Source organism: Pontimicrobium sp. MEBiC01747, from assembly GCF_053601635.1.
In genome coordinates this window covers 1-20665 of the sequence record NZ_JBSHNS010000167.1, presented here as the reverse complement: position 1 = coordinate 20665, position 20665 = coordinate 1, and the positions used below count along the sequence as shown (strand labels likewise).

The 20665-nt window shown below is 31.1% G+C and carries 14 protein-coding genes; 12 read left to right on the top strand and 2 right to left on the bottom strand.

Translation table 11 applies throughout. The annotated features are described in order from the left end of the window. Window position 1: 1 nt before the first annotated feature. Genes ACVC2P_RS04685 through ACVC2P_RS04675 form a run of 3 tightly spaced genes read left to right on the top strand, consistent with a single transcriptional unit; the run spans window position 2 to window position 2134 of the window. Window positions 2-1279 (top strand): methyltransferase family protein, encoded by a 1278-nt coding sequence (locus tag ACVC2P_RS04685; protein ID WP_452597325.1) that lies wholly within the window; start codon window positions 2-4, stop codon window positions 1277-1279. Between the two features lie 37 nt (window positions 1280-1316). After that, on the top strand, window positions 1317-1871 hold the full coding sequence (locus ACVC2P_RS04680) for a sigma-70 family RNA polymerase sigma factor (protein WP_452597324.1): 555 nt from the start codon (window positions 1317-1319) through the stop codon (window positions 1869-1871). 2 nt (window positions 1872-1873) lie between these two features. Further along, a complete protein-coding gene (locus tag ACVC2P_RS04675) occupies window positions 1874-2134 on the top strand; it encodes a hypothetical protein (RefSeq protein ID WP_452597323.1) in 261 nt (86 codons plus the stop codon). Here ACVC2P_RS04675 and ACVC2P_RS04670 read toward each other — a convergent pair. Further along, window positions 2090-2944, bottom strand: a complete 855-nt coding sequence (locus ACVC2P_RS04670; protein ID WP_452597322.1) for a hypothetical protein — start codon at window positions 2942-2944, stop codon at window positions 2090-2092. The two genes, ACVC2P_RS04675 and ACVC2P_RS04670, sit on opposite strands and share 45 nt — an antisense overlap. A gap of 121 nt (window positions 2945-3065) precedes the next feature. Between ACVC2P_RS04670 and gcvP the strand changes: the two genes are divergently transcribed. From gcvP to ACVC2P_RS04645, 5 genes are all read left to right on the top strand, one after another. Then, window positions 3066-5915, top strand: a complete 2850-nt coding sequence (gene gcvP, locus ACVC2P_RS04665) for an aminomethyl-transferring glycine dehydrogenase (protein WP_452597321.1) — start codon at window positions 3066-3068, stop codon at window positions 5913-5915. 112 nt (window positions 5916-6027) lie between these two features. Next, complete coding sequence (locus ACVC2P_RS04660; protein ID WP_452597320.1) at window positions 6028-7086, top strand: 3-oxoacyl-ACP synthase III family protein; 1059 nt, start codon at window positions 6028-6030, stop codon at window positions 7084-7086. Between the two features lie 69 nt (window positions 7087-7155). Continuing rightward, window positions 7156-7680, top strand: coding sequence for a methyltransferase (locus ACVC2P_RS04655; protein WP_452597319.1), 525 nt, complete (start codon window positions 7156-7158; stop codon window positions 7678-7680). 70 nt (window positions 7681-7750) lie between these two features. Then, window positions 7751-8599: a glycosyltransferase gene (locus ACVC2P_RS04650; RefSeq protein WP_452597318.1), complete on the top strand. Its 849-nt coding sequence runs from the start codon at window positions 7751-7753 to the stop codon at window positions 8597-8599. A gap of 34 nt (window positions 8600-8633) precedes the next feature. After that, entirely contained in the window at window positions 8634-9479 is an 846-nt protein-coding gene (locus ACVC2P_RS04645) for a glycosyltransferase family 2 protein (protein WP_452597317.1), read from the top strand. On the opposite strand, the gene ACVC2P_RS04640 is transcribed toward ACVC2P_RS04645, so the two are convergent. Beyond that, window positions 9480-10286 carry a DNA/RNA non-specific endonuclease gene (locus tag ACVC2P_RS04640; protein WP_452597316.1) on the bottom strand — a complete coding sequence of 269 codons (807 nt, stop codon included), beginning with the start codon at window positions 10284-10286 and terminating at the stop codon, window positions 9480-9482. Window positions 10287-10566: 280 nt separating this feature from the next. Here ACVC2P_RS04640 and ACVC2P_RS04635 point away from each other — a divergent pair, with 280 nt between their 5' ends. The 4 genes from ACVC2P_RS04635 to ACVC2P_RS04620 form a co-directional block, all read left to right on the top strand. Then, window positions 10567-12684 (top strand): helix-turn-helix domain-containing protein, encoded by a 2118-nt coding sequence (locus ACVC2P_RS04635; RefSeq protein WP_452597315.1) that lies wholly within the window; start codon window positions 10567-10569, stop codon window positions 12682-12684. Window positions 12685-12781: 97 nt separating this feature from the next. After that, a complete protein-coding gene (locus tag ACVC2P_RS04630) occupies window positions 12782-16801 on the top strand; it encodes a hypothetical protein (RefSeq protein WP_452597314.1) in 4020 nt (1339 codons plus the stop codon). A 95-nt stretch (window positions 16802-16896) separates the two neighbouring features. Next, complete coding sequence (locus ACVC2P_RS04625; protein ID WP_452597313.1) at window positions 16897-17706, top strand: T9SS type A sorting domain-containing protein; 810 nt, start codon at window positions 16897-16899, stop codon at window positions 17704-17706. Between the two features lie 158 nt (window positions 17707-17864). Beyond that, the coding region (locus ACVC2P_RS04620) for a hypothetical protein (RefSeq protein ID WP_452597312.1) at window positions 17865-20665 on the top strand (2801 nt) is incomplete at its 3' end.

Below are 20665 nucleotides of genomic sequence, written 5' to 3'. Positions count from 1 at the left end.
AATGGAACACGCTACAATAATTAGAAGTAGTCTGGTTGCATTATGCTTCCTTTTTTTATTAGTAGTATTTGTCTTTAAAACGCAGAAAACTAAACTTAATTGGGCTATATTTTATGCTACCTTGTGGGTTATATTTTCATTAGCTATTGTAAACTATTTTTTGGTAGAAAAAAATTTATGGCGCTTTCCTTCTAATGTTTCATTAACTATAAACATGCCTTTAGATTTTTTCTTTATCTGGGTTGTTCTTTGGGGAATTATACCTGTCTATTTTTTCAAAGGAAAACACACATTAATACTCAGCTTATCCCTATTTTGGTTAGACCTACTACTTATGCCCCAATTAGAGGCTTTAGGTGTTTTACAATTAAATAAACACTGGATTATTGGAGAAATTGCATTAATATTATTTGTTTGGTTACCCTCGTATCTTTGGGCTAAATTCTATTATAACCAAACACATTTAAAGTTTAGAAGCCTATTTCAAGTAATAATAATGACACTATTTTTATTTATTACTATTCCTTTTACTATTAAAACCCACAATAATCAATTATTTAATATAAAACCTGCCTCTCTTTATTTACTCCAATTTATTTTTATAATAGCATTGCCATCATTAATAGCCGTTATAGATTTAACAACTAAAGGAAAAGGGACACCTTTTCCTTACGACAAAACTTCACATCTAGTACAAAATGGAGTTTATGCCTACTGTAAAAACCCAATACAGTGGTCGTTTACATTATTATTTATACCTATAAGCTATTATTATAATTCACCATTACTATTATTAGGCATTGCTATTTCTATAGCATATACTATAGGGGTTTCTAATTATCAAGAATATAATGATATGAAAAAACGATTTGGAGCAGATTGGATTAATTATAAAAAAACAGTACCAAGTTGGCATTTTTTATGGAAACCAAAAGCAATACCTAAAGGCACCATTTATTTCAAAAAAAATTGTAACCAATGCGAACAAATAAAAAAATGGTTTACAAACAGGAGCACGCAACATTTAGATATAAAATTTTCTAATACTTACTTAAATTCTACACTGCTACAAGTTACTTATATAGATTATTTAGGAACAGAATACAAAAGCGTTAAAGCAATAGCGCATGCTTTAGAACATATTAATTTGGCCTATGCAACACTAGGTTGGTTTATAAGACTCCCATTAATTAATGCTGTTTTGCAGTACATTATAGATACAATGTACTTTGATGAGAAAGAAGACCAATGCATTTTTAACGAAACAAACCACAATTAAATCTATTTTAGCTATTTTTGAAAAAAAATTACTAGAAATGCCAAATCACAAAATAGATCCAAACCAATGGATTACTTTGTATTCTGATTATCTATTTAACTACACGGTATCTCGTGTAAGTGATAGAGAAATGGCCCAAGATTTAGTTTCTGAAACCTTCTTGGCTGGTTTAAAATCAATGAAAAATTTTAAAGGAGAAGCTAGCGAACGTACATGGCTAATTTCTATATTAAAAAGAAAAATTATTGATTACTATCGCAAAATAAACTCTAATAAAGGAAAAGCTGAAGTTAGAATGAACTACAATAGCGACTCTGAAACTGAAGGAGATTGGCTAGAAGAGCGCGTTGCTGACCCTTTTGATAGAACTGCGGAAGACAATATCGAGAATACAGAATTATCGGCAGCAATACAAAACTGCCTTGGTAAATTACCAGAAAAACAGGCCAATGTTTTCGAAATGAAAACAATTTTAAATTATGAAACCGAAGCAATTTGTAATGAATTAAATATTACTGCGTCTAACCTATGGGTAATTATCCATAGAGCAAGAACAGCTATGGCAAGTTGTCTAGAAAAAAATTGGTTTTAATTATGAGTAAGAACAAAATATTAATCCCTTGTGATGAAGCAAATCATGTTTGTGATAAAACACAATATAAGGAAGCAACATTATGGGAAAAAATAAAACTAAACATTCACTTAATTTATTGTAGTGCATGTAGAAAATATACAAAAAACAATTCGGCTTTAACGAAATTGTTAAAAAGAGAGAAACCACAAACTTTAAATGCTAATGCTAAAGAAAGTTTAAGGTCTACTTTCGAAAAAGAATTGGCTAATTATAAAGATTAGCAACCAAAGAATAGGAATACTTTCTACCCAAAAGGAGCTGTAATATTTGCTCCTTTTTTTGTTTGTAAAAATTAAAAACAATCCAGTAATACATGTAATTACTAGGCGAATCCAAACTACCTGATGCGTTAAATTATCTTTAAAAAAATCTAATAAAAAAAATAGTATTAAAAGTAAAACCCCAAAAAACTTGGTGCGTTTTATCCCTATCTTTTGTGGAATTGTAGAAAGTTTTAAACTATCATAACGCAAATCTCGTATTTCAAAAGGCAACATTAAAACAATAACATATATATAGTGTTGCAGTAACATAATCCATACATCTGCACTTAACGCCACACTATTATTTATAAGAGGTAATAAAACAGTAACCCCAGACCAAACTAAAGCAATAATATAAACTTTTAAGCCACTAATACTTCTTAAGTTTTGCTGGCTATCCATGTATAAGCGTTTTGGCAAAAAAGGAATAGCATATAAAAATGTAATTACAGCAAAACTTGCTATGTAAAGTAAAATTTTAGGGTCTAACTGCAAGGCATAATAACATAACAATATAAAACAAACTAAAGAGAATACCTGTATTACTTTTAACCAGATTGTTAAACTCCTGTGATGAAACTTAGCAACACCAAAATACTTTACAAAATTATACCCAGTAATAGTTGCATAAAAATTAAAATACAATATATTTTCATCGTAAATAATGTTGAATGTTTTTAATGTAATCCATGATAATGCATATACAGCTAAAGCCACATGTATACTACTATTAAGATAAAAATTAAAAAGCTGTTTTATTATTTGCATTAAACAAAAATACGCAAACTGTTAATAACCACTTTAATTGGTTAAAAACTTTCAATTTTTACACAAATAATACTTTAAGTTTTCATTATTTTAGCGGCAAATAAACAACAACAACATAATAATGAATACAAACGCTTTTGCACTGCGCCATATTGGACCTAGAGAGAACGATAAAAACCAAATGCTTAAAGCTATTGGAGTAGACTCTATAGACCAACTTATCTACGAAACAGTGCCAGACGACATTCGTCTAAAACAAGACTTAAATTTAGATGAAGCAATGAGTGAGTATGAATACTCTTCTCATATTAACGAATTGTCTAAATTAAATAGTGTTTATAAAACATATATAGGTTTAGGATACCACCCTACAATTTTACCAGCAGTTATACAGCGTAATATTCTGGAAAACCCAGGTTGGTATACAGCTTATACACCTTATCAAGCAGAAATAGCACAAGGGCGTTTAGAGGCTTTGCTTAATTTCCAAACATTAGTTACTGACCTTACTGGAATGGAGTTAGCAAACGCTTCACTTTTAGATGAAAGTACAGCTGCTGCAGAAGCCATGAGTTTATTGTTTTCTATCCGCGAACGTGCACAAAAAAAAGCAGGAGTAAACAAGTTCTTTGTATCTAACACTATATTACCACAAACACTTTCTTTATTACAAACGCGTTCAACCCCAATTGGTGTAGAACTTGTAGTTGGAGATGAAGCTAACTTCGATTTTTCTTCAGAGTATTTTGGAGCCATTCTACAATACCCAGGAAAAAATGGACAGATTAGTGATATAAAGACCTTTATTACTAAAGCAAAAGACGCTGGAATAAAAACGGCAGTAGCCGCAGATATTTTAAGCTTAGTTAAATTGGAAGCTCCAGGTAAATTTGGAGCAGATGTTGTTGTTGGTACTACACAACGTTTTGGAATTCCATTAGGATATGGAGGACCACATGCTGCATATTTTGCAACAAAAGAAGCCTACAAACGAGATATTCCTGGTCGTATTATTGGAGTTACTAAAGACATGAACGGTAACAGAGCCTTACGTATGGCTTTACAAACTCGTGAACAACATATAAAACGCGATCGTGCCACCTCAAATATATGCACAGCACAAGTATTATTAGCTGTTATGGCTGGAATGTATGCAGTATATCATGGCCCAAAAGGGTTGACATTTATAGCCAATAAAGTGCATAATACCGCTTCTACTTTAGCTGATACATTATCAAAATTAGGTGTAGAACAAACTAATACATCTTTTTTCGATACCATACAATTAAAAGCTAATGCCGCAGAAGTAAAAAATATAGCCGAAAAACATCAGGTTAATTTCTATTACCCAGATGCAAATACTGTAACTATTGCTATTAATGAAACAACATCACTTTCAGACATCAATGAAATTGTATCCATTTTTGCTGAAACTTTAGGAAAAGAAACCATAAATATTGAAAGTATTATAGAAGCAAATAACATTCAAGATACTATTCAACGAGAAACAGAATTTTTAACCCTAGACATCTTTAATTCTCATCATTCTGAAACAGAATTAATGCGCTATATAAAATCCTTAGAACGTAAAGATTTATCATTAAATCACTCTATGATTTCTTTAGGATCTTGTACAATGAAATTAAATGCTGCTGCAGAAATGCTGCCATTAAGTTCCCCAAATTGGGGAGCCATTCATCCTTTTGTTCCTGTAGAGCAAGCAAAAGGCTATTTAACAGTATTAAAAACACTAGAAAATCAATTAACAGAAATAACTGGTTTTGCGGGCACCTCTTTACAACCAAACTCTGGAGCACAAGGAGAGTATGCTGGTTTAATGGTTATAAAGGCCTATCATGAATCTCGTGGAGATCATCATAGAAACATTTGCTTAATTCCATCTTCTGCACACGGAACAAATCCTGCAAGTGCAGTAATGGCTGGAATGAAAGTAGTCGTTACTAAAGCAACAGAAGAAGGAAATATAGATGTTAACGACTTACGTGAAAAAGCAGAATTACATAAAGATAATTTAGCAGCATTAATGGTAACCTACCCATCTACACATGGTGTTTATGAGTCTGCCATTAAAGAAATCACACAACTTGTTCACGATAACGGAGGGCAAGTTTATATGGATGGTGCAAATATGAATGCACAAGTAGGGTTAACTAACCCTGGAAATATTGGCGCAGATGTTTGCCACCTAAACTTACATAAAACGTTTGCAATTCCTCACGGTGGCGGTGGTCCAGGTGTTGGACCAATTTGTGTAGCAAAACAATTAGTACCTTTTTTACCAGGTAATCCAATAATAAAAACAGGAGGAGAACAAGCTATTACTGCAATTTCTTCTGCACCATACGGTTCGGCATTAGCCTGTTTAATTTCGTATGGTTACATAAAAATGTTAGGTGCTAAAGGTTTAAAACAATCTACAGAACTAGCAATTTTAAATGCAAACTATATAAAAGAAAGATTACAAGGTTCTTTTGAAACTTTATACTCTGGCGAACGTGGTCGTGCAGCACACGAAATGATTATAGATTGTCGTCCATTTAAAGCTCATGGAATAGAAGTTGTAGATATTGCAAAACGTTTAATGGATTATGGTTTTCATGCCCCAACAGTATCTTTCCCTGTAGCAGGAACGATGATGATAGAGCCAACCGAAAGTGAAAGCAAACAAGAAATGGATCGTTTTTGTGATGCCATGATTTCTATTAGGCAAGAAATTGATACCGTTACAAAAGAAGAAACAAACAACGTTTTAAAAAATGCACCACACACAATGGCTATGCTTACAAACGATGAGTGGCATTTTCCTTACAGCCGTGAAACTGCTGCCTATCCATTAGACTATGTAAGAGACAATAAGTTTTGGCCTTCAGTACGTCGTGTAGATGATGCTTATGGAGACAGAAATTTAATTTGTACTTGTGAGCCTATTGAAGCATACATGGAAGCTTAATTTAACGGTTGAACATCGTAAATTAGAATAAAATAAAATTTGCCTTTAATTATTTGGATATATATTCGCTACATTAGCAAAAGTCTCCAAATAATTAAAGGCTATTTTTTTTATGAATATTAAGTTTACTGGCACGGGAAGCTATATCCCAGCTACAATAGAGAGGAATGAAGATTTTCATCAACACGAATTTCTAAATGTGGACGGCTCAAGAATAGAACACCCTAACGAAGTTATTGTTGAAAAATTTAAAGCCATTACAGGCATTGTTGAACGTCGTTATGCTAAAGCACATCTAAACTCTTCAGATTTAGCTTTTTTTGCAGCCGAAAAAGCGATAGAAAATGCCAATGTAGACCCAGAAACATTAGACTACATTATAGTAGCGCACAACTTTGGAGATGTTAGTTCTAACTCAAACCAAGGTGATGTATTACCCTGTTTGGCCTCTAAAGTAAAACATAGTTTGCGTATTAAAAACCCTAAATGTGTTGCCTACGATATTTTATTTGGGTGCCCAGGTTGGATAGAAGGCGTTATACAAGCGCAAGCCTTTATAAAAGCTGGCATGGCAAAAAAATGCCTAATTGTTGGTTCGGAAACATTATCTAGAGTCGTAGACAAACATGACAGAGATTCCATGATATACTCAGATGGAGCTGGAGCAACTGTTATTGAAGCAACAGATGAAGATGGCGGGATATTAGCGCATGAAACAGCTAGTTACACTTATGATGAAGCCTATTATTTATTTTACGGAAGCTCAAACAATCAGGATTTAAAGCAAAATACAAAGTACCTTAAAATGCATGGTCGCAAAATCTATGAGTTTGCATTAAATAATGTGCCAGCTGCAATGAAAGCTTGTTTAGACAAAAGTGGTGTTTCTATTAAAGATGTAAAAAAAATATTAATCCATCAAGCTAACGAAAAAATGGATGAAGCCATTATTAAGCGCTTCTACAGGTTACACAAAACACCTGTTCCTAAAGGTATTATGCCTATGAGCATTCATAAATTAGGTAATAGTTCTGTAGCTACGGTCCCTACTCTTTTCGATTTAATAAGAAACAACAAAATAGAAGATCAAGAATTAAAAAAAGGAGATATTATCATGTTTGCTAGCGTAGGATCTGGAATGCATATTAATGCTATTGTTTATAGATATTAATTAGTGTTTTAATTATATTCGTTATTTGGTTTAATAGCAACAAAAACTCCACATTTGTGGAAAACGATTATGTACGAAAAGCAGTTTCCTCATAAAAGATATAAACATACCTATCATTTTTTAGAAAAACATATTTCAAAATCTGAGATTATTTTAGACTTAGGCGTAACCAACCCGTTTACAGAAATTATGATAAAAAATGGGTACAAAGTAGAGAATACATCTGGAGAAGATTTAGATATAGATACCTCTACAATAGAAAAATCGAATGCTGGAGTCGTTACCGCCTTCGAAATATTCGAACACTTATTATCTCCTTTTACTGTACTTAAATCTATAAAAGCAGACAAAATAGTAGCTAGTATTCCTATGCGTTTATGGTTTGCTCCTGCATATAGAAGTAAAACCGATAAGTGGGACAGGCATTATCATGAATTTGAAGATTGGCAATTCGATTGGCTTTTAGAAAAAGCAGGCTGGAAAATTATAGATCGTAAAAAATGGACCAACCCAACTAAAAAAATTGGACTAAGACCCATTTTAAGATGGTTTACTCCCAGATACTATATTATTTATGCTGAACGCATTAAATAAATATTACACCTTATTTTACTGTTTATTTTAATCTTTAAAGTTTAACTTTGGTTTTTAAACCTAGTCTTTTTTGAATATATATATCGTCATTCCTGCACACAACGAAGAAGACTGCATTACATTAATGCTTAATGCTTTAGTGCAACAAACTTTACTTCCAAAAAAAGTTGTAATTGTTAATGACAACTCTACAGATAATACACAAGAAATAATAACATCTTTTACTAAAAAGCACGATTGGATTACCTGCATTTCTATTAGCTCTTCCCGCGAGCATATTCCTGGTAGCAAAGTTATAAATGCATTTAACCAAGGTTTAAAAGTATTAGATAATGAATATGATATAATCTGTAAATTCGATGCTGATATTATTTTACCCAATAATTATTTAGAAAGTATTGTTTCTATTTTTAATTTAGATAAAACCATTGGCATTGCAGGAGGTTTAGCCTACATAAAAAAAGGAGAGACTTGGGTTTATGAAACTATAGCTTCTAAAAACCATGTAAGAGGGCCTTTTAAAGCATACAGAAAGGCTTGTTTTAATGCTATTGGAGGATTAAAAGAAAGCATTGGCTGGGACACTGTAGATGTTTTACTAGCTAAATATAATGGTTGGACTATAAAAACTGACAAAACTCTTAAAGTAAAACACCTAAAACCTACAGGAAAAACATATACTAAAAACAGTCGCTATTTACAAGGTGAAGCTTTATACAAAATGCGCTTTAGTTTTGTGTTAGCTTGTTTATTTTCTATACGAAATACTATTAGCAAACGAAGTTTATCTTATTTTTTTAATACTATAACTGGTTTTTTTAAAGCAAAAGCTAAGCATATAGATTATATAGTCACTGAAACGGAAGGAGATTTTATACGTAAACAACTTTGGAAAAGTTTACGAAGGAAATTTATTTAAAAGACTGTAACTTTGAATTTATAATTTTTCAATTTTGAATATATACATTGTCATTCCTGCACATAACGAAGCCGATTGTATTGGTTTAACATTAGAGTCCCTAGTAAATCAGACTTTAAAACCTAAGAAGCTTGTTATTGTTAATGATAATTCTACAGATAATACACAAGCAATAGTTGAATCTTTTACTTCTAAACATCAATGGATATCTCTAGTAAATTCTAAGTCTTCAAGTAAACATTTACCTGGTTCTAAAATTATAAATGCCTTTTATAAAGGTTTTAATTCATTAGATGAAGATTATGATATAATCTGTAAATTCGATGCAGATTTAATCTTTCCAGAACAGTATTTAGAGTGTATTGTTAACCACTTTAAAGCTAATTCTAAATTGGGAATGGCTGCTGGATTCTGCTACGTTAACAAGAATAATAACTGGATTTTAGAAAACTTAACAAGAAAGGATCATATTAGAGGTGCTTTAAAAGCTTACAGAAAAAATTGCTTTAACGACATAGGTCAATTAAAACCTGCTATGGGTTGGGATACTGTAGATGAGCTATTGGCTAAGTTTTATAATTGGGAGTTACTTACAGACGAGACTTTACACGTAAAACATTTAAAACCAACTGGAGTAAGCTATAACAAATCGGCAAAGTACTTACAGGGAGAAGCTATGTATAAAATGCGTTATGGTTTTATTTTAAATCTTTTAACGGCATTAAAAATGGGGATTAAAAAGAAAAGCTTTAGGTATTTTAATAATTACATTATTGGCTATTGTAAAGCAGTTTTTAATAAACCTAAACGTTTAGTTACCAAAAAACAAGGCAAATTTATCCGTAAATTACGCTGGCAAGGCATATTAAATAGGAATTAATTAAAAACTCCAATCTTTATAACTACTGGAAGCTTCCAGTTTTTTTTCTTTAGCGTCTTCTAATTCTGGAAAAAAATCGATTCCTGTTAATTGTTCTACTTTATCTACAGAAACTACAAATTCATATAATGGTTTATTAGAATCTTTATGTGGTATCAGAAAAGCTAGCATTTTTGTTTTACCTGAATTATTATCTATAATAACTTTATAAAACTCATTAGGTACTGCAACCTGCTCCTCTCCTATTGTTTTCATATTTCCTTTTAGCACACCTCCAGATACTACAAAAACACCATTATATTTACTAGCCCAATATCTTGTTTTTTGTTCTAACCTATTCCATACGCCTGCATTAAAAGCATGTGTTTGCGGACTTATATTACTTGTCAAAAAGGTCTCATCATGAGCTGTTTGGCTATACTTTCTATCTCCTGCTGGGCATAAATGGCCTCTATCGTATCCCGACTTTTTATAATTACGCCAATGTGCTGCCTTGGTTTTTACAGCTTTATCTACCTCAAAATAGGGGCGCTTAAAATGCGTATTAGATAAATGTGATTTTTTTAATTCGTATGCCACCCATTCTGCTTGTTCATGCGGTTCGCTGTAACTTAACGAATAGCCCCCATGATGTACAATTTGTCCTGTTGTACTTGTTGGTAAAAAATACTCATTTGTATTTTCCTTTTGCGATGCTCCTTTTGTTATTATCTGCTGCTGTTCTTCTTTCTCTGCATATAAATTATAGGAATATACTGCGATCAATAAAATAGCAGATAGGATTGAGTAAATCGTTTTTTTGGACATTATTATAATTTAAAACATCTAAAATAACTATTACTAATTGTATTAAGTACTAAAAGTAATACTTCGTATAAAAAAGATACCGGAATTTTATAAAATCCAGACAATAAGTATTGTTTTGAGTAGTTTATTTCTTGTATTTTATATTACCAAACATGACTTTATTTTGCAATATTTAAGTTTTTTATAACACTTATAATTAATTAATTGTTAAATAAATTCTTTTTTATTTCTGAAAAACTTAACCCGTTTATCTTTACTATAAACCACCTGAAACCACTAAATGACTATAAAAAATAAATTACCTCTACTTCTATTAACATTATCGCTAGTTTCCTTATTCTCAACCCAATCATTCTCTCAAGATTATAATTTTGATTTTGAAAATATTGAGAATAATAAAGCAAAAGATTGGTGGTGTAAAGAAAAAGAAGGCTATAGAGTAACTATAGATAAAAGCATTAAATATAGTGGAGAGCATTCCATTTTAATTGAAAGTACAAATGCTAAATCTCGAGAAGATTTTCAACCAATAACATATAGTATTCCAGTAAATTTTATAGGAAAAAAAATAAAGTTTTCTGCTTATATCAAAACAGAGAATGTAACTGAAGGATGGGCAGGTTTATGGTTAAGGATAGATCCGCATTTGGCATTTAATAATATGCAGAGAGAAGGTATAATCAAAACCACAGATTGGCAATGTTATGAATTAGAATTAAATATTCATGAAAGAGCAGAAAAAATTGTTTTTGGAGCCTTATTATCAGGAATGGGGAAAGTTTGGGTAGACAAAATAAAAATTACTATTGATGGGAAGTTATTACAACATGTAAATAAAACATCCGAAAATAACAAAAAAACTAAAAAAAAAGACTGGCTTCATTATTATTCTTTATCAATATATCACATTCAAAAAAAAGAATATGACAGCTCTTTATATTATTTAAATAAAGCTATTAAATTAGCTAAAGACAAGGATCTCTTATTTCTCTATGATTTTAAAACACAAATTAACTTTAATAAAAATGATTTTTCTGTTGAAAAAATATTAGAGGATTTCAATATAGCTATAAACACATCTATTGAATTAGATGATTTAGACTCAAAATTAATTTTTTTAAATTACCTCTCTAGTTTTTATTCTTCTTCAGGAAAGAAAAAAGAATTTATTAAAATTCAAAAAGAAATAGTTTATAATCTAGAGATAATAAAAAAAACTAATCAAGATTATTACAATAATTTAATAAAAACTAAATCATTATCTCTATGCGAATCGTATAACTATATAACAAAAGCTTATATTTTTTTGAATGATAGTAAGAACGCTGAAAAATATAATATAAATACATATAAAAATCTACAAGAAAAAAAAGGCAAGTCTTATTTTTTTTGGCTTAGAGAATATTACATCAATGAAGGAGAAATAAGTTTTATCAATAAAAATTATGATTCTTCTAAATTATTTTTTAATAAAGCATACGAAAGAGACATAGATTATGACTCTAGAAACTTTCAAAAAAATTATTATTTAGGTAAAATTGCCTATATGGAAGAGAGCTATAATGACGCAATAAACTTTTTAGAAGAATATAAATATGATGAAAACAAAATATGGCAAGAAGATTACTATTGGTATCTTGCTAAGGCATACAAAAAAATTAATAAATTAAATAAAGCTAATTTATATCTTGAAAAGCATATAGAATATTTATCTAACTCAAAAGAAAGAAAAGATACATTAGTACTAAATCTAAGACAAGCAGAGATAAAAAGATCTAAATTAGAATTCGAAAACCTAAAAACTCAGAAAGAAGAAAACGAAAGTTACTTTTTATATGGCCTTATTTCTCTATCTGTACTAGTTGCTTTGGGCTTCCTATACATTGTAAGAAATAAACGAAATAATAAACAAAAATTTAAAGCTCTAATAGAGCAATTAAATAAAAAAGAAAAGAATCCTAATACTGATAGTATAACACCAGCGAAACAGAAGCTAGATATAACAGAAGAAACTATAGAGAAAATTTTAAATGGTTTAATAAAACTAGAAAAAAACCAATATTATTTAAATACAGACTGTAATACTACTAATGTTGCTAAAAAAATAAAAACAAATACAACATACCTTTCTAAGGTAATACGTTACCATTACCAAAGTAATTTTAATACTTATATAAATAACTTAAGAATAAACTACGCTGTTTATAGATTAAAAAATGACACTAAATTTAGAGCTTATTCTATTCAATCTATATCTGAAGAAATAGGTTATAAAAGTCCAGATTCCTTCACTAAATATTTTAAAAAACGTACTGGATTATTGCCTTCTTATTATATAAAACGGTTAAATTCTCAAAACACACAAAACAGCACAAAAACCTATAAATCAATTAATTAAAACACAAAAAGACACCCTATTTTTGGGAAAATAGGGTATTCACTGTTGTTTTAAGCCTTTTTTTTTGTGTGCTTTATAGTATAAACTCCGTGATACTATGAAGAAAATAACAACACTAATTTTATGCCTCATAGGCTTATTTTTAAATGCTAATACTTTAGGCTCAATTAATACTACATGTACAGATATAATTGCAGATTTACGCTATCTTAATGTATCCATTACTCCGGGATCCAACCAAATTACAATACATAATACACCAGAATCTACAGATGCATTTACAAATGCAGATATTGGTAAACTAATAGCAATACGAAAAGGCTTTCATAATGCCTCAGACCCTCAAGTTGGTACAGTACTGCCATTTACAACCCCAGGACGTATAGTAACTATTACTGCCGAAATTACTAATGTTTCTACAGATGGAACACAAGCCACAATAAACATTACGCCAAACCAAAATATTACGACAAAAGCTTATGTTTACACCAATAACTATAGCGCATTACAACATGCAATGAATACTAATACCGATGGAGTAATTACACTAGATCAAGATGGCATTATAGGTGTAAATCCTTTTTACGATTGTAATAATTTAGAACCAACAAATAAAGCTTTAGTTTTTCCTCACGACAGAGCAATAACCATTAGAAATACAAACAATGCAAGAATAAAGCTATGCGCAGAAAATATTAACTGGGATATTAGCTTTGCTTTATTTGCTACTTCTCTACCTAACAATAATCAAACTAGTTCTGCCTCAAATCATAATATAACAGTGGACGTATCTTGTATTCCTCCAGACGAGGCCACAACACGATGGGGAGGACAATGTTCATTTTTCTCAACAAGGTTATTAAGCCCTAGTCATGGAGCTGGAAGTTCTGTTAGGGATATTAAATTACTTAATACAACACCATTAGTCGAGGACCTTAATATGATGAATATAGACGCTTTTTGGAATAGTTATTTTAATGGCGTGCTAGGAGGCTTAGAAGACAACGCTAATTTTCAAAGAATATTTATAGAAAACACAGACCCAAACGCCACCATAAGAACACGAAATGGAGGCATTTCTCAATTTGGAGGTGGCTCTCAAATATTTATTAAAAAGTTAAGAGTCGATTATAGTGGGCATTATTTAGGAGAACGTGGAAGAGATTTCACCACAGAGGGAATTTATACAGAAAATGACGGTGGACGTTGGCAGTTTAACAATTTTGAAATTGTAAATGGTAAACTAAAACCAATGAACACTATAGATTTTTCATGGTACGACTATGTAGCCCCTTCTAGAACAATGGGTGTTAGTATTGATGGCGGCCCTTTTTATCAATTTCATTTAAACGATCCTGCTTTTGCTACTATTTTAAATGGTTATGAATTAGACGTTTCCAATACAACCTTAGCTAATGGTTCAAATCACACTATTACTATTCAATTTCATAATGACTTTAACTCCTTAGTGCTACCAACGCACACTAACCAAAACCCTAGCTGGGTAAAAACTTATGGGCATCCAAACTATGTTCATCAAGATGTTGCCTTTGATATTGAAGATGTTACAAGTGAATTTGGGCACTGGAGATATTATGCTTTCAGTGATCAATATGCAGGATCCATAGTTCCAGATAGAAAACCTCTTTTTTCAACAATTAGGACGTCTACAATACTTGGGACTGGGTTACAATTTGAAAACTATAGTCAAGCTGGAGACAATAGAATAATTGCAGATGCAACTAGAGGTGTTTTAAAAATATTTGGTAGTACTATAAAAGCCAGAAGAATTTTTGGGAATTTAGAATTAACAAATACTGAAATTACGGGAGAGTTCTTATACTTAAATAGTTTAACTAGCGGAAGTGGAAATAATTTTAAATTCAGGACTGTGGACGTTTATAACTCTGATTTTATTAGTGATAATGATTCCTATAATGCAACCTTAATACGGTTTCTAAAAGAAGGAGTTGTTGTTCAATTTAAAAGAACAGATTTCGGAACAACACTAATGTTAGATCGACATATTTTCCCCATTGTTCCTAATGGTACTTTACACTATTTAGATAATGTCGATACTAACGATAAACTTCCTTGGGCTTTTCATTATCCTAATCCTCTATATCAAACGTACTTTACAGAAAACACCAATTTAATATTTGAAAACTGTACTTTTAATTCATCTGCAAATGTCAATTTATTTCTAGGACCTGGTTTTCAAGGATCTACTGTGGAATTTAATAACTTTAAATTTAGTAACACATTGGGCTTTGCAAGATTAATAAGACCTTATTTTGATTCCAATCATCCAAATAATGGAATGGCTACTGTAAATAGTGGAGCTCCAAGAGGTGTGTTTAAAGATCGTATTAGACTCTTTCACACCTATTCAATACCTTATTTTTTAGATCATTCCGATTTAAATGCAGTTGGTTGTGATGTATTACAATCTAATCAATTTACTATAACAAATAAAAATGTAGCAATTATTAATCCAACATTTATAGAAAACTTATACGACATAACTAATGAACCTACTCGTTTTGGCGGCATAGATTGGGGAAATGGCGCTTATGTTAATGGTAATATTACACTTACTGTTCAAGATGACTATGTAAGGCTAAATCCATTTTATTCTACTAATGGGTTAAACAATAAAAGGAGTAATACAACTTTATCTAATCTAGTATTAAAAACATCTGGAAAAAGACATAACGGAGAAGTTATTGAATTTAAAATAGATCCATTACAAAATAGACTTATAGAAATAGGTTCTACTTTATCTGGAAACCCTATAGATAAATATTATGTAAACTCAGATCCAACTGGTACTCCTGGACTAGATGGCGAAATTGTATATTTAGAAGGAGACGATACAACTTACTGGACACATACCGTAACTCATAATAATATAACTGGACAAGGATATGATGTTACAAAAGAAACTGTTAATGATCATACTGAAATAAACACTAATGTATACTTTTCTATAAAACAAGAATCTAGATTAGATGAACAATGGGAAGACTTTGAATTCACATTAACAGGCACAGATAATTTAACTAAATATTATTTTAAAAATTCTTCTACAGATTTTTTTACTAATGGACCTAATATCGAGAATAATAAAATAAACGGCAATTATATTAAGCACTTCTGGACTTTTCAAGCTTATGACGATAATGGAACTAAAATAATAGAAAACGGGAATCCTGTTCTCTGTTATATAGAAAATAGAACTGGAAAAATTGTCTTTAAAAATAACTTACTCTTAGATATAAAACCAACCGAAGGATTAACAGTTACCAAAGGTTGGGAAGTAACGTCTCACGAATGGGTAGGGTTTGGTACTAAAATAGCTCCTAAAGTAATGTTGCAAGGTGCTGCATTAAATCCAAATACAGGAGAAGAACACTTAATGAGAGACAATTTAAGAGCAAACTCGTACATACCAACAACTAGCCCATATAGCGATATGCTTTCTTGTAATGCTAGTGTTTTTAATACAACCGGAGCTAATGCTATTGTAGATTGGATATATGTGGAACTTCGTAGTGCAACTGATAACACCGTTATTGTAGACGGTACCTCAGCTTTATTACAACGAGATGGAGATATCGTTGCTGTAGATGGAACATCATCGCTATCATTCAACCAACCTCATGGTGATTACTACATTGCTATAAAACACCGTAATCATCTTGGAGTTACAACAGCCAATACAGTTTCATTATCTGGAAATTTAGTACCTATCGATTTTACTGATGCAACAAATCAAATTACTTACGGTAATAATGCACAAACAACTTTTGGTATGCCTGCTAATAAAATTGCCATGTGGGCTGGCAATGCTAATGGTGATACTGTTGTACAATACTCGGGAACTACGCCAGATTCACCTAGTATTTTATCACTCGTACTTAATGCCCCTGGAAACTTTTTAAATTTCCCAACATATACCGTTACTGGTTACCACAACGAAGATATTAATATGGATGGTAATACTCAATATAGTGGCACAACTCCAGACACCCCTTTTATTTTACAAAATGTATTAGCGCACCCAAGCAATTTCCTCAATTTTAGCACGCATCAAATTATCGAGCAGTTGCCATAAAGATTATACAAATAAATATCTACAACTAGTCAGTTAGTTTACAATACAACAAATAAACCAACTACATGAGATAACAAATCATAAAATTTAAACGCATGAAAACATATAAATCAACAATAGCATTTACAATCTTTTTCTTCTTAATTAAATTTCAACTAAATGCGCAAAGTAGCTACTCTTACACCCTAAGAAGTAATGAATCGAATAGCTACACGGTAAGTGCTATTCCTAATTCAAATACAGGAACATTTAAAACAGCAGTACAAAGTTATGGGTTCACAATTATTTTACCAAAAGGGGTTAAAGCAAGTATTACTTCTTCACTCGGTAATACAGCTTCTGCTTCTTTTTTTAGCGGAGAACAGATTAAAAAACCCCAGTTTAATGGTTACTTAATTAGCGGAACATTAGCAAACGCTATTGAACTACCTGCGCCTTCAAGTAATAAAGCTACAGATATAGTTACCTTACAAATACTTGGAGAACACACTAAAGAAAGTATATATTTATTAGAAAATAATTCTAAAACAGCAATAGAAGTTATTGCATTACAAAGCTATCTTACAGCAGATACCATAAATGATAATACGTGGACATTTACCAATGTTATAGATTCAAAAACGTCTAAAGCACTTGAAAAATCATCCAATAATTTTAATACTAAAGAGAACACAAAACTCTTAGAATTATCAGTATACCCAAATCCTGTTAACGATGTCATTACTATTTATAGTCCTAAAGAAAAGCTAAATAAAATAGAGCTTTACAATAGTAATGGAGTACTTGTTTTAACCAAAAAAGATAATCTAGAAACCATAAATGCAAACAAATTAGCTAGTGGCCTATACTTTATAAAGTTAGAATCTAAAAACAGCCAAAAGACGATTAAAATCATAAAAAAATAACGGTTCTCAGTATATGTTTTGTGTTTTAAGGCTATGATGATTTATCAATCGTTAAGTAAATATACATAATAGTGCCTAAATCGTAGAGTATTTAACATGTAACAACCTAAAATTTAATCTATAGTTAAGAAATAGAACTTACGCTAAAAATCATAAAAATGAAAAATAATAACAAATTACTCTTTCTATTTATAGTATTCATTACAAGTGTATTAAACGCCCAAGTTAAATGTAAATCGTTTAAGCCAAACAAAACAACTATTAAATGTACAGAAGCATCTCATTTTGATGCTTTCGGAACACATAAAAAAAACATATTAGCAATAGACCGATTAGGAAATTACTATTGTGATGCAATTAAAACAGGTAAACAAGCTAAGCAAAAACCAAGCTTTAATAAAATTACCTCTCAAGGTCATTTTAAGACAGCTTACTTTGGAGAAGTCCCTTTAGAATTTAAAATAATTATAGATCAAGTTTTTGAAGATTTAGAACAATTTTTAGTGTTTCAATCTTCCTGCGATGGAACTATACCATTAATAGAAATAAAAATAATGTTAGATGACCTATCTGAAGGAGGCACTACACCTTTAAACGAACAACCTATTGCTACAGGTACTTCTTTTTACTCAACAGATACTAAAAAGGGAAAAATACTTCGAGGAGATTTATGGCATAGGATTAATACAGGTAAGAAAACAACCAATCAACCCAGTGATGCACAGATAACAATTAACCAAAACTACATGAATCAATTATTTGTGGATGGGTTTGTTGCAGACGTAAATAATGATGGTATTATGGATTATAATGGCATAAACATCACCGATGATGTTTATGATTTATATGGTATAATACTTCATGAAGCAATTCATGCTATGGGGTTTATTTCTTTTTTAGACCAAAATGGTAATGGTATAGATCATTTTATTAGCGTGTTCGATACGCTTCTAGAACATAATAACACTCCTTTTGTAGATACTTCTGTACCTTACGAATGGAGTATTACTTCTGGAATAAATACTAATACCGATTTTTTATCACCTTGTCCTGCTAATACTATTACTACATTAACAGATTCTTTTTCATTGCACAGTGCAGATAGTGACGGAAACTTTATAATGCCTTCTCACATTAATGACATTGGTAACTGTTTTAATGGTACTAATTATATAATGTCTCCTACCTATAATTTTAGAGAGTATAAACGATTAAGACATGATGAGGCTTCAATTCTATATCAATTAGGTTATAACTCTACAGGTATATATGGTACAGAAAACTTAGTAGAGACGCCAACCATTATTAACCCAAATAGAGACATAAACTACCCAGTAAGCACTCTAAATGTTGCATATACTAATGATGATCCCTGTGAAACCTACGAAACTTTTAATATTTGCGAAGCGCCCTTTTCTATAAACAGTATTGCTAACGATATTAATTTTAATACCCACAGTATTGTTAATGTAGAGGTTATTAACTTAATAAATTCGTCAGACTATATTAATGATGACCTACAAATAACAACACAACTTGTAAATAATACAATAAACATAACACCAACAAATGAACTTATTGTTGGGAGAGAATATAAAATTCGCTATCAACTACAAGAAAATACTACTGGTGCTATAAGTAATACAAGTATAGTATCATTAAAAATATTACCATGCGATGATTATCTCACAAACTTTAACTGTAATGAATCTAACAATTCCTGTAATTTAATATGTAATTCAGAATTTATTGCTAGCAACCATAACATGATTAATGATTTCCCTTTAATGGGCTATGGCATTGGTTATAATGATGTACCTGGTTGGTATCCGCTTACAGATAGATTAAGGTATTTCTTTAATGTCTACCAACCAGAAACTTTACCATTTATGACAAATCCAACTTCTACTATAATAACTAATAACCCTATTATATACTTAGAGAGACGAAGAGCCGCTATGACTAAATTAAAAACACCATTAGAAGCTAACAAACGCTATCTTGTTAGTCATTACAGTAAAGGAAACGCTCAAAACACATCACTCCCTGAAACTCATTATCAATACCGTATCGGATTTATAGAAAGTATTGAAAATGGTACTAATTATCCTGATACTTCTCCTTATTACAACGCAGAAAGCGTAACTAATCTTATAGCCAATAGATTTAATGTTTCCCAACAGGTATATTCTTTTGTTTCAGATAAAAACTATGAAGCATTATTCGTTTCAGGTAGACATTCTAATACCAGAGTATATTTTGATAATGTAGAAGTTATTGAAGATCGTATAGAAGAGATTCCAACTCAAGTAGAAGTTGTTTGCGAAACAGAAACTACTATTGGAGAAAACCTATGTACATTAAGAGGCATGGAGTTTTCATGGTGGTCAGCAGGAGCAGATTCAACCTTTGGAACAAGCGACGACATACAACTTACCCAAAACACAACCGATTTAATAACTACAGATAATACTACACCAACTGGAAATGGTTCTGAGTTAAATATAACTAATGTCTCTGATACAAACATCTACCAGCTTAGACGAAAAATGAAAGCAACTGAAGGATTACATTATACAGAAACTAATGGTTTAATAGCCTCTGTAACTATTCCTGAGGCAGAAACATTAGACTTTATAGATAATATAGAAATAACAGTATCCTGTATTACCGAATGTAATGTAGATGTTTATAATGACTTTGATACAGCAGATGTTACTTTTGGAGACAATAACCAATGTACAGCATTTCCATTTACGCACTTTTACGGTCCAGGCAATGGGCCTTTTCCATGGAAAGCTACCATTTATTATGCTGCTTACCATGTATTACTAACAGAAGATTTTTATAATGATTACAATTGTGATGTTTTATTAAATCAAGGTACTGGCACAAATATCTGGATGAGACCACATCGTATAAAAACACCGCCTTCTGGTCATGAAAGTGTTATGGCGTA